Annotated in this window: 10 protein-coding genes and 1 tRNA gene; 7 read left to right on the forward strand and 4 right to left on the reverse strand. The window is 44.2% G+C overall.

From position 1 onward, the window contains the following. Positions 1-260: 260 nt before the first annotated feature. Both N2317_08675 and N2317_08680 read left to right on the forward strand, forming a co-directional pair. The gene (locus N2317_08675) at positions 261-1,685 is read left to right on the forward strand and encodes a LysM peptidoglycan-binding domain-containing protein (GenBank protein MCX7817562.1); all 1,425 of its coding nucleotides are present in this window, start codon (positions 261-263) and stop codon (positions 1,683-1,685) included. Continuing rightward, the gene (locus tag N2317_08680) at positions 1,682-2,665 is read left to right on the forward strand and encodes a tRNA 4-thiouridine(8) synthase ThiI (protein MCX7817563.1); all 984 of its coding nucleotides are present in this window, start codon (positions 1,682-1,684) and stop codon (positions 2,663-2,665) included. The genes N2317_08675 and N2317_08680 overlap by 4 nt, the downstream gene beginning before the upstream one ends. Before the next feature lie 692 nt (positions 2,666-3,357). Here N2317_08680 and rsmA read toward each other — a convergent pair. Genes rsmA through tsaD form a run of 3 tightly spaced genes read right to left on the reverse strand, consistent with a single transcriptional unit; the run spans position 3,358 to position 5,655 of the window. Continuing rightward, entirely contained in the window at positions 3,358-4,161 is an 804-nt protein-coding gene (rsmA, locus tag N2317_08685) for a 16S rRNA (adenine(1518)-N(6)/adenine(1519)-N(6))-dimethyltransferase RsmA (GenBank protein ID MCX7817564.1), read from the reverse strand. Positions 4,162-4,180: 19 nt separating this feature from the next. After that, positions 4,181-4,651, reverse strand: coding sequence for a DUF2062 domain-containing protein (locus N2317_08690; GenBank protein ID MCX7817565.1), 471 nt, complete (start codon positions 4,649-4,651; stop codon positions 4,181-4,183). After that, complete coding sequence (gene tsaD / locus N2317_08695) at positions 4,648-5,655, reverse strand: tRNA (adenosine(37)-N6)-threonylcarbamoyltransferase complex transferase subunit TsaD (GenBank protein ID MCX7817566.1); 1,008 nt, start codon at positions 5,653-5,655, stop codon at positions 4,648-4,650. Before tsaD ends, N2317_08690 begins: the two co-directional genes overlap by 4 nt. 79 nt (positions 5,656-5,734) lie before the next feature. Between tsaD and nadB the strand changes: the two genes are divergently transcribed. After that, entirely contained in the window at positions 5,735-7,378 is a 1,644-nt protein-coding gene (gene nadB / locus N2317_08700) for an L-aspartate oxidase (protein MCX7817567.1), read from the forward strand. A 28-nt stretch (positions 7,379-7,406) separates the two neighbouring features. On the opposite strand, the gene purB is transcribed toward nadB, so the two are convergent. Next, on the reverse strand, positions 7,407-8,699 hold the full coding sequence (gene purB, locus N2317_08705; protein ID MCX7817568.1) for an adenylosuccinate lyase: 1,293 nt from the start codon (positions 8,697-8,699) through the stop codon (positions 7,407-7,409). A gap of 127 nt (positions 8,700-8,826) precedes the next feature. On the opposite strand from purB, the gene N2317_08710 reads away from it, so the two are divergent. The 4 genes from N2317_08710 (at position 8,827) to N2317_08725 (ending at position 12,507) form a co-directional block, all read left to right on the forward strand. Further along, entirely contained in the window at positions 8,827-9,612 is a 786-nt protein-coding gene (locus N2317_08710; protein MCX7817569.1) for a YdcF family protein, read from the forward strand. Positions 9,613-9,663: 51 nt separating this feature from the next. Further along, positions 9,664-11,424, forward strand: a complete 1,761-nt coding sequence (locus tag N2317_08715) for an FG-GAP-like repeat-containing protein (GenBank protein MCX7817570.1) — start codon at positions 9,664-9,666, stop codon at positions 11,422-11,424. Positions 11,425-11,474: 50 nt separating this feature from the next. Further along, positions 11,475-11,548, forward strand: a tRNA-Met gene (locus tag N2317_08720). 104 nt (positions 11,549-11,652) lie between these two features. Beyond that, on the forward strand, positions 11,653-12,507 hold the full coding sequence (locus N2317_08725) for a CoA pyrophosphatase (protein MCX7817571.1): 855 nt from the start codon (positions 11,653-11,655) through the stop codon (positions 12,505-12,507). Positions 12,508-12,626: the final 119 nt, after the last annotated feature.

The raw sequence follows: 12,626 nt of genomic DNA on the forward strand, positions 1-12,626 counted from the left end.
AGATGTGTATAAGAGACAGGGGTATGCCTAAATGACGCAACACGCCTTGTTCGCGAACCTCTTTGAGATCCGCAAGTGATGGATCGGACATTGATGTGAGGAGTATTATGGAGTAAATAAAATACGTTAAACGACGCATAGTTCTCCTATTCTTGATTTTAACAGAATAGGCGCAAAAAATATACCAAATAGGGACTGCGGAAGTTAATTTTTTATCAGTTGACATGCTCAAAGGGAAGAAAGTAAAAGTCCGTATGGTTATGAAGAAGAAAGTTATTTTTTTGTTTGGTGTTGGTTTGTTTTTTTACACAGCTCTTTATGGCTATGCTCGGGAAGAGACGGTGCGTCTAGTCTTTCGCAAGCATGGTTCATATAAAGGTCATACTTATGTGTACACTGTGAGGAAGGGTGATTGGCTTCTTGATATACTGAGAAAGAGGGGATTGGGAAGATCAGAGTTACGACTCGTTAAGATGTTGAATCCACATGTTAGGGATCTAAACAGAATATATCCCGGTCAAAAAATTGTTCTCCCAGGAAAAAGAGTTGCAAAGGCGGGATTGGTAAGCAGAACGGAGGGGGGACAGGGTTCCAGTAAAGGCACGTTGGGGGAAGATGTGACCAAGGTGTGGAGTAGAACGGATGTGGATCTTATTAGGGGGATTCTTAAGAGATTTGATGTTCCTCTTTCAACTGCAGGTCATACTTATATACCCATGCCCGATGGGGGTCATGTAGTAGTTGATTGTTCGTTCATACCTCGGATCGATTTTGATGATGGGACTACTGTTTTTCTGGATTACAATGGGCGGCTTCCCATAGGCATAGGGGAACTCGTGGAAAAGACATGGCCGAATTACAGAGTTTTGAGACCAGCACAGGGAGAAAGGGTACTTTCATTTTTATCCCGTATCTTGAGCGTTACGAGAAGTTACGAAATGATGCGGGTTAAGGGTTTACTGAGCATCGGGGAAAAGGAGTATCTTCAGTTTTCGGGGGACTGGATAATCAAGAGAAAGACTCCCGCTGGGGGACCTCATACACAGATAATTGTCAACGTTGCTTCTGAAGAAAACCTCTTACCCCTCGCATTTCACGAGTATGCGAGGAGAAAAGGGGTTTTGATTACCGAAATCATGAAAGACAAGATTACCGATAGGCCCTCTGAGGTCTCACATTCATTATCGGAGATTCCCAGCATTAAGGGGAATTCGGCTCAGGAGATTATCCGGGAGCTGTTAAAAGTATTGGGATATCCTGTTTTTCAGAAAGTTCCCCTTCGGTTCTTCGATAAAGCTAAGGATGGTTTCCAGCTCGCTTTAGAAGCGGAGTTGATGACTGAGAAAAATGGTACGCGAATAATAGTATCATCTAAGCCTCTTCAAGAATCGCTGGTCGATGTATTGAGGATGCACGGGATCGTATCTGTAAGCTTGAAAGAGGGAGAATCCACAAGGTTCCAAATGGAAAAGGTGTTGCAGGCTCTTGGTGAGTCCTATACAGTTGCCTATTATTCATTGCCGGTTTACAATGGTACCTCTTCAAGGCAGTTACGTATAGTTCTCCCCTGCATGAGAATCCTTAAAAAAAATGCAAATCCCATTTACCTGATTGACTTTGATTTGGACCCTGTAATATATGATTACCTCCACAAAAAAATGGGACTTACCATTTTGCGGTATTGAAGAAAAGAGCTTTATCCCTATTTTCCGGTGGTTTGGACAGTATACTCGCCGTTAAACTCATCGCCCAGCAGGGTATAGAGGTTGTGGGGGTTACGTTCACCACTCCCTTTTTTTCCCCAGATAAAGCAAAAAAAGCGGCTGAAAGTATCAGTTTGCCTCTTGTCATTCGCGACATCACAGAGGAACATTTACAGATCATCAAGCAACCCCGATATGGTTTTGGACGAAACATGAATCCATGCATTGACTGCCACACCCTTATGTTGAAAACCGCGGGGAATCTGTTGGAAGAGTTTGGTGCGTCATTTCTAGTTACCGGAGAAGTGTTGGGTCAGCGTCCCATGTCCCAGACCAAACAGGCGCTTTCTCTGGTTGCCAAACGGTCAGGTTACGAGGGCCTTGTTCTCAGACCTCTAAGTGCATTGCTTCTACCAGAAACAATTCCCGAGATACATGGTCTTGTGGATAGAAAAAGACTCCTTGCCATACGGGGAAGGGGAAGAAAAGTGCAGATGGAGTTAGCCAATCAGTTCGGTATATCGTATTACCCCACGCCGGCAGGGGGATGTCTACTTACTGATCCAGCTTACGCTGTTCGGCTACGGAACCTTGTTAGTATTAATCCCGATTTCGATCGAAGGGATGTGGAGTTGTTGAAACATGGGCGACACTTTACCGTGGGTACTCCCCCAACAAAGGTCATAGTGGGACGTAATCAGGCCGATAATAACGCTTTGATTGGCCTTTTGAGGGATTGTGATGATCTTCTTCGACTTAATAAAAGACCAGGTCCTGTAACTTTGATCCCCCGCGGTGGTAGTGAAGAGGTGCGGCGTGTAGCAGCTGCTCTTTGTGCTCTTTATGGGAATGTGGGTGAGGGTGTTAGTGTTGAGGTCGTTTGTGAATCAGGTACTTCCAGGGAGATTATCCTGACTTGTCCCCTTTCCCGAAAAGAGGCGGAGCTTATTATGGTGCGTTGAGGAAAATGACACCATCCATGGAATGGATGGTATTACGTCCTTGATCTTTCTCGGATCTTACCGTTAAGATACTTGCTGATCTGGGAGCTGAGGTGATCCAGATTGAGAATCCTGGGGGATAAGATAAGTTCCTGGGGGATAAGATAAGTTCCGTGAAACACTGGTCTATGGTTGGGCACGTAGGTTTTTTTACATGTCCTATCGCTATATCGTAACGCCTGATATCCGTTAATAAGAAGGTTGAAGGATCTTGTAGTATTTGGTTGCAAAAGAGGATGTTCGAGTGAAAATTCCCATTGCGCTTTGTTTTGCGGACGGTAGCGGCGCGCAGGTTTGGAGATGAAAAGGGGAGAATCGCGGATTGGTGAGGTATGGTTTTTTGCAGTGTATACGGAGAGGAAAGATGGTAACAACTACTTCGCCGTAGGGTGTCATGGAGATGAGTTCTAGCGGAAACTCTGCCGATCACTAGACAGGCCAGTATCTCGGGTGCGATAAAGATGCTCCACCCGAAAGACAGGACTTGAAAGACTAAAGGCTAAACGGAATATTTGTTGATCTTTCAAAGATTTTCAGTCTGTTTCCGGAAATATTCTATCCGGAGAACCGTTTCCTTTCCTGCGTTGGTTGAGCGTACGGTTTCCGTCCTGAAATGGGCGTTCGAAGAGAAAAGAGATTTGAAGGGCGCGGGGTTATTTAAATGCACACAGGATATTGCTCATGAGGGCAAATTGCTCTGGTTTCAAAGCCTCGGCGCGGGTGTTAACATTGATGCCAATTTCTTCGAGGATTTTTCTCAACCTTTCTTCTGGGATATTTTCATCGCAGAGGATACGGAGATTGTTCCAGAGAGTTTTGCGCCTTTTGGAGAAACAGAGGCGAACGAGCGATGAGAAGAATGTTTCATTTTTCAAGTTATACCGAGGTTTTTCATAAAATTTGATGTGCACAACTGCGGAGTGAACCTTGGGTGGTGGGTAGAAACAGGACGGGGGAACTGTGAAAAGTATCGAGGCATCTGAGTATACATTAGCCATAACGGATGGTATACCATAAGATTTAGTGCCGGGCTGAGCAACCAGTCGGTCCGCCATCTCTTTCTGCAACATAAGCACGGCGGAGGAGATTACATGGCGGTGGTTGAGAAGGTGAAAGAAGATCTGTGAAGAAATATAGTAGGGTAAATTTCCTAAAACTTTGATTTTCCCGGAGATTTTATTTTTGAAGGTTGAGAGATCGAAGAGTAGAATATCCCCTTGCAGAATGGATATGTGGGACATGGAAGGATCATTTTTCAGAAGGGATACCGCTTCAGGATCGATCTCTATAGCAACGACATTTGCTGTTTTTTTAACTATCTCCCGGGTGAGGATTCCAGTGCCCGCCCCTATTTCCACTACTGTGTCGTCCTTTTCAATTCCTGCTGACTGAACGATCTTAGCGGCGAGGTTTCCATTTTTAAGGAAGTGCTGACCGAGTCTTTTTTTAGGGCGCATTTTTCTTCCAATGTACCTTTCAACGTTCTTTGCCATAATTTGGGTTGTTTTTGATATCCCTTTTGTTCATGATGTGTAGGGTTAAGAAGTAGGAAATGAGAGCCACGAAAGGAGCCATGACAAACCCCCCTAGGAGTAGAGGAACGACTATATCCCTGCCTACACGCATGAGGGCCATGATTGTGTAATCCTTTAGCGTCCATTCACAGTGAGGCATTCTTAAAAGAAAAAGGCCCAGACGGTACTGTATGAAGTATAGGCAAGGGATGGTAAGGGGGTTAGAGACCAACCAGGAGCCTATATAGGCTGCAGTGATGTGAAGTCTAAAAATCGCACCTAGCATCACGATGAGTGTCGTGTGGAAAGGTATTGTGGGGGTTACGCCTATGAAGACCCCAAAAGCCATTCCTTTAGCTATTTGCTGGGGATTTCCCTTAAGGCTTATTAGGTCCCTGTAGAAATCCTGCCACCAGTTCTTAATTTTTTTCACAGTTTTAAATTTAGAGGCCATCTTGAAAGGGCGTTTATATCTAAACTATCCCTCTGGCCCTGACGGAATAGATACTCACCTAAAGCGGCAATCATTGCAGCGTTGTCTGTGCACAATATAGGGGGTGGTATAAAGATCTCTTTTCCTTTTCTTGAAGCTTCTTCCACAAATAGTTCTCTCAGCCTGCTATTAGCAGCTACACCACCGCATACGACTATCTTATCAACAGAAGCCTGCTCTGCCGCCATAATGGTTTTCTCCACGAGCACTTCCACAATCGCTTCCTGATAGCTTGCCACTATATCTGGTATCTCCTCTTCCTGAGGAAAACTTCCTCTTTTCTTTACCAAGTTAATTAGAGCGGTTTTTAAACCGCTGAAACTGAAATCTAGACTCTCCTTCATGGCTTTAGGAAAAGCTATAGCTTTTCGGTTCCCCCTTTTGCCAAGTTTGTCGATGATTATGCCACCAGGATATCCAATGTTTAGAAATTTTGCCGCTTTATCGAAGGCTTCACCAGCGGCGTCGTCTCTGGTTTGACCAAGAATGGAAACATGCTTAAAATCGGAGACGAGTAGAACTATTGTGTGTCCACCAGAAACAACGAGAGCTATGAAGGGGAATTCTGGATATCTCTCCGTTAAATATATGGCTGCAATATGTCCCTCGAGGTGATTGACGCCGATGATTGGTATTTTGCAGGCATAAGCCAGCGCTTTAGCGGTGGATAAGCCCACAAGAAGAGACCCTATCAATCCCGGGCCTCGAGTGACGGCAATACCCTCAATATCCCGAAGGGTCACTCCCGCTGTCTCAAGGGCTTCACTTATCACCGGAGCAATGGCTTCCACATGTTTTCGGGAGGCAATTTCGGGTACAATGCCACCGTATTTGCTGTGATCCTTTATTTGGGAGGCAACAACGTTGGAGAGAAGTTTCTGGCCATCAAGGACCACTGCTGCTGCTGTTTCATCGCAAGATGTTTCGATACCTAAGATCAGCATTTAACAGAGATTCCTTTTTCAAAAACTATGCATTTATAGTAGAATAACGGTAAATTTGTAAACACTTTTTGTGATTTCTATGGAAATTAATACCGATATCCTCATTATAGGTAGTGGGATCGCAGGACTCTGTTTGGCCATAAAGATAGCAGATCTGGGAACGGTGGCTATTGTCACCAAGAAAGAGAAATTTGAATCGACGACGAACTACGCCCAAGGTGGAATTGCCGTGGTTCACAATGCAGATGACAGTTACGAATCCCACATTCAGGATACACTTGTGTGCGGTGCTGGACTCTGTAAACCCGAAGTGGTGGAGTTCGTAGTTCGGGAAGGGCCCGAGCGCATCGAGGAGCTTGTCCGTTGGGGTGTGAAATTCACTATGGCAAGAGAAAAGGGCTCGGACGTCTACGATCTTGGAAGAGAAGGTGGGCACTCCCACCGTCGCGTGCTCCATGCAGGTGATATGACGGGCCAGGAGATTGAGAGGGCCCTTATAGAACAGGTGGGCAGAAAGAAAACCATTCATATCTATGAAAACTTTATTGCCATCGACCTTATCCTTGCCTCCCATGTTACGGGTGTTAAAGAAGGGCAAGAAGATCGCTGTATAGGGGCGTATGTCCTGGATTATCAAAAGAATCGCATTCATACATTTAAGGCGCGGTTTGTTGTTTTAGCAACGGGTGGTTGTGGAAAGGTTTATCTAATTACCTCTAATCCTGATATAGCCACTGGCGATGGAATAGCTATGGCCTATCGCGCTGGTGCAAAGATTGCCAATATGGAGTTCATTCAATTTCATCCCACGTGTCTTTACCATCCCCAAGCAAAATCTTTTCTGATAAGTGAGGCGGTTCGGGGCGAAGGGGGCATTCTTCGACTAAAATCAGGGGAAGCTTTCATGGATAGATACCATCCTATGAAGAGCCTTGCCCCTAGAGATGTGGTAGCAAAGGCCATCGATACGGAGTTGAAAAAAACGGGCGATGAGTATGTGCTTTTGGACATTACCCATCGTGATAGGGATTTTTTAATGAACAGGTTCCCCAATATATTTCAGAGATGTTTGGAGTTCGGTATAGATATGTCCAAAGACCCGATTCCTGTTGCTCCCGCTGCACATTACCTATGCGGGGGTATTCTAGTAAATGAGTACGGAGAAACAAATATTCCCGGACTTTTCGCCTGTGGAGAAGTGGCCTGCACTGGTCTTCATGGGGCAAACCGACTGGCCAGTAACTCTCTGTTGGAAGCGATAGTATTCGCCCATAGGGTTTTTTGCCGAATTTCTGAGCTTTTGCCTTATTTTCCGGATTTTCCTCACGATATACAACCCTGGGATTCTAAAGGTACCACTGAGAGTGATGAGTCTATAGTTGTTTCACATAACTGGGATGAGGTACGGCGGTGTATGTGGCATTACGTGGGAATTGTGAGGTCCAACAAGAGACTGGAGAGGGCAGAGAGGCGCATCGATCTCATCAATTATGAGATCGATGAATACTATAGGAACTTCACTATCACGCGGGATCTTTTGGAGTTGAGGAATATTGCCACTGTGGCCAAGTTGATAGTCACATGTGCCAAGATGAGAAAGGAGAGTAGGGGTCTCCATTGTAATATCGATTATCCAGAACGGGATGATGAGAGATGGAACAGAGATACAGTCATCGTAAAACCACGTGGAAATAGTTTCTGGCCATCTGAACCGTGCGAGTAAACTTTAACTGGAGGTTTTCGCTTTTCTATTAACCAAAGACACGCTCGAAAATGTAGTCAAGGTTATGTAGAAAATTCTCCGGCTGGAAAATGGAATCAAGCTCCTCTTCTGTTAAGATAGACCTAACTCTTTCATCGCTAGAGAGTAGTTCTTTAAACGAACTATGTCTCTGCCATGCGTTCATGGCATGATGCTGCGTGATTACATACGCGTCTTCCCTACTCATACCTTTTTCGATGAGTTTGAGCATAACCAACTGGGAGTAGATTACACCACCCGTTAAATGTAGATTTTTTAACATGTTATCGGGATATACTACAAGCTTATCCATAAGATCTGTGAATCTGTAAAGCATAAAATCGAGAAGGGTGGTCGCGTCGGGACCTATCACACGTTCCACGGAGGAGTGGCTGATGTCTCTTTCGTGCCAGAGGGGAACATTTTCTAATGCGGCGATTGCGTAAGATCTAATCATCCTTGAGAGCCCAGAGATGTTTTCTGAGAGAATTGGGTTTCTTTTATGGGGCATCGCTGAGGATCCTTTTTGTCCTGATGTGAATGGTTCCTCAGCTTCCCGTACTTCGGTTCTCTGTAACAGGCGTATCTCCTGGGCAAATTTGTCTAATGAGGAAGCTATAATGGCGAGAACGCAGAAGTATTCCGCATGCCTATCTCTGGGTACAATCTGGGATGATATGGATTCTGCTTTTAGTCCCAATTTTGCGCATACGTAACGTTCAACGAAGGGATCTACAGTAGAATACGTACCAACTGCACCCGTTATTTTTCCAACAGCGATGTTATCCTTGGCTCGTTTCAGACGCTCATAGTTTCTCTCCATTTCTTTGTACCAGAGTGCCATTTTGAGTCCAAAGGTGATGGGTTCAGCATGTACACCGTGTGTTCGGCCCATCATCACTGTTGATTTATGTTCAAGGGCCCTTCGTTTGAGTACGGAGAGAAGGGTCTCAACATCTTTAAGAAGCACATCTGAGGCATCCCTGAGAAGCACCGCAAATGCTGTGTCCAATATATCTGATGATGTAAGCCCTAGGTGGATAAAACGACCCTCTGGTCCCACTCTTTCCTGGACACACGTTATGAAAGCAATAACGTCATGTTTGGTGGTTTTTTCTATCTCGTCTATGCGGGCTACGTCGAAGGATGCTTTTTCTTTTATAATTTTTAATGATTCTTGGGGAATACGCCCCAGTTCTGCCATTGCCTCACAGACGAGAAGCTCTATGTCGAGCCATTTTTGATATCTGTTTTCTGGGCTCCATATGCGGGCCATTACATCTCTAGTATATCGAGCAATCACTTCATTTTCTCCTATGTAGCTAGGTAGAGTTAATTTTTGGACTCTATGCCAAAATTATCATATTTTCAAGGGAAATAACTTCCAAAACCTTGTGTTAAAGTATATTCTTTGGTATGGGAAAAAAACTATGGATCTCCTTTTTCTTGCAAAGAAGGTGATTACTCCTCTATTTTATCCGCTTACATTGTCTTTATTGTTTATACTTTTTGGAATGATCTTTCTGTTTCGTAAGAAGCCTCGCAGGGTGGGGCGATTCTTTCTTGTTGTTGGCTTTTTAATTCTTCTCTTAGCTGGTTATTTCCCCTTAACGAATTACCTTTTGGACAGCCTTGAAAGGAGGTATCCACCTATTGTGGAAATGAGACCGGATATGGCAAGGAGGATTCAATACATTGTTGTTCTGGGTGGTGGGGTCATAACGGATCTGTCAATTCCACCTAGCAGTCGTCTTTCTCGGGATTCTCTAGCACGGCTCTGTGAGGGTATACGGTTACACCGATTGCTTCCTGGGAGTAAGCTTGTACTTTCAGGGGGTGGTGTTTATCAAATGGAACCGGAAGCGACGGTAATGGCCCGTGTGGCTTATGCTCTGGGTGTAAGTAAAGAGGCGGTTATCGAAGAAAGACTATCTAAAGATACGGACGATCAGGCAAGGGAGATTAAGAAGATTGTGGGGGATGGTCCCTTCATTTTGGTAACCTCCGCATTGCACATGCCAAGAAGCATGCTCATTTTCAGGAAAGCAGGGTTATCACCAGTCGCTGCTCCTACCAATTACCTTTCTAAACATCCTGAAAGATTTATTCCTCGCCATTTCTATCCGGACCCTGATTCTTTGGAAGCTGCAGAAAAAGCTATCCATGAGCATCTAGGTATCCTATGGATAAGGGTACGTATGGTGACAGGGTTTTAAATGTTTGTTGAACCAACAGTTATGGTATGTTATAATTAAATGATGAGTTATATGGACCGGAAAGTTCTTAAACGAAGCCCCATCGTTTTTATAGTTATCTCATTAATTTTTTTTCTTATACCCTCACAAGTACACTCTTCAAAAAACCCTGTAGTTGCCCTTTTACCTTTTAACGTCCATAGCTCAGAGGGGATAGATTACATCCAGCAGGGTATCCTAGATATGCTCTACTCAAGGCTAACCTCTTCAGGAAACATAGATGTGTTACCGAAGGATTTGATTTTGGATAGTCTGAAAGTGGTGAAATCGAAAAGCTTTACAGTTTCTGATGTTTACACAATTGGAGAGGGATTGAAAGTCGATTTTATTGTTTGGGGAACAATAACCAAAATTGGAAATAGTATTAGTATTGATGTCAGTGTTCTGGAACTGAAATCCAAGAAGACCACCTCCTTTTTTGGTCAGTCTCAGGGACTCGATGATGTCATAGTGAAGGTAAACGATATTGCCCAAAAGATTCAAGAACAAGTGCGAGGATCAATTTTACCTATAACCGTGCAGGAAAGAACCGTCAAGGAATCACCGTTAGGTACAGTTCAATCCTCAACTGCGAAAACTGCCATTACGGGTCAAGAAACAGCGGTGATTACAAGTATGCGCAAGGGTAAGAGAGGAACGCTTACAGAGGCCATCAATCCCGATTTCTTGACAGGAGGGCAACCTGTAGGCAAAAAGGGTTTCTGGATGAGCCATCGATATCCCACTGAGTTCAGAGGTGTAGATGTGGGGGATGTAAATGGTGATGGTAAGAATGAGATTGTTGCGGTTGATGCACGCAGTGTTTACATATTCCAGTTGCAGAATGGCAATCTTGTTTTATTGAAGAAGATAACGGATAAGTCTTTTACCAATTTAGTTGGGGTGGACGTGGTGGATGTAAATGGTGACGGATCGAGAGCGATAGTGGTTTCCGGCATTGTTAGTATTAAGTCACAGTACAACATTACCAATACTGCTGATTCTTTTATTATAGAGTGGATAAATGGAAAGTTTGAGATAACAGAGAGAAACTTACCTTGGATTTTCCGGAGTGTTGTCCCCTCCGATGGCAGGGTAAGATTGTTGGGCCAAAAGATTGTGTCTATTGGTGGGGCGAGAAAACCTTTTGATTCACCCATATACGAGATGGTCAGACGTGGGGGAAAGATGACAGAGGGGGTGATGCTAAAAATCCCCCTTGGCATATGTGTATATGGGTTGGCCCTTGACGGCTTGGGATCAGGTAGAGACAAGATTATTGCCTATGATGAGTACGACCATCTTTCTGTGTTCGAAGAGACGGACAAGGAGCTGGTTAAGATCAGAACGTTTACGGGGAGTAAGGAGCTGTTGTATTCATCAGATGAGGTTTTCGGAGGAAGCAACCTGTTTATTGAGACTGCTGGTGAAGATAATCCGGGGGAAGGAAGTACTGTTTATAACACATACTTGAATCCCCGGATCATTCCCTATGATGTGAACCGGGATGGTCACCGAGAAATTATCGTGGTTAAGAATATCTCCAGTATAGGTCGGATAATGAAAAACGTCCGTGTTTTTTCTGCAAGTGAGTTCTATAGTCTTGAATGGGACAATGCAGGTCTGGTGGAAAATTGGAGAACCAGAAGGATGAATGGTTACGTGGCTGACTTTCAGATAAAGGATATGGATAATGACGGAGAAGATGAGATCATCATGGCGCTTGTAACTCCCAGTGGTACCGTTGCAGGTAGAAGTAGTTTTATTGCGTACTACAAGTTAAAAGCTCAGTGAGGAATAGGGAGTTGACAAATAGGGGACTATTAAATAAAATATTTGTAAATGGCGGTGTAGCTCAGCAGGTTAGAGCATACGGCTCATATCCGTAGTGTCCGGGGTTCGATTCCCTGCACCGCCATCAATCAGTTGATTTGAAGCCTGGCGGGTGCGTCAGGCTTTTTTGATGTGTAAAAGTCAAGAATCTTGGTTTTTTCTCCACTATACACAACGTGATTTTTCGAAATGCAAAGATTAGCAACGTTGGAGAAATTATTGCCCCATGTTATCTCTCGTCTTGGGGCATGCGATCTTGATTATTGGGAGAAATGGACGTCGATACATAACAGTTATGATTCCTCGAACCGGCATAGTGCCGCTGGTGTTCTTCTCCTTCTGCGGGAACGTGATTGTTGTTACAGCAATGGAAGGAACGTAAAGGAAACGGTTGTGCTTTTCATAAAGAGATCGACGAGGGTATCACAGAGTGGAGATCTCGGTTTTCCTGGAGGTTTGCTAAATCCTAAGATAGATACTATCTTACGTCTCTTTATAGTTTTTGGTGGACTCCCCATTTTTAAAGGTAAGGCACGGGAACTGGCCAAAATCAAAGGAAAGAAAACTTACTATCTCATCAGTCTTTTTCTTGCCAATGCGCTGCGAGAGGCATGGGAAGAGATAAGGCTCAATCCATTTGAAGTTTCTTATCTCGGAGCACTTCCAACAAGGTCTCTGGTTCTTTTTAAATGCACGATATTTCCTCTTGTTGGGTATGTAAAAGGCAAGCAAAGTTTTTCTAATCTAAGTGGAGAAGTAGAGAAAGTGGTGGAGATTCCACTTTTGCATTTTTTAGACGTTGACCGGTATGGGAGTTACATAATTGATGCGCCCCCACCGGTGATGCCGCCGAACACTGGTCTACAGAGTTTTCCATGTTTTATTTATGAAGAGGGTGGTGCGGAGGAGATTCTCTGGGGGGCAACTTTTGCCATTCTTCTATCCTTTCTCCAAGTAGTTTTTGATTTTGTTCCCCCGGTTGATGGAGGGAAAAGAAGATGCCGAACATTACTGGCAAATTACTTAACGGGTGAGCGAGACTAGTATGGAATATCTCAAGGCAGTTCTTTTTGATTTTGACGGAACCCTTGCAGAAATCAATATACCGTTCGGTGCTCTACGGGAAGCGGTTCTCGATTGTTTTTCCAGGTATGCCCCTGACC

It is taken from the genome of Syntrophales bacterium, from assembly GCA_026417625.1.
GTDB lineage: Bacteria > Desulfobacterota > Syntrophia > Syntrophales > UBA8958 > JAOACW01.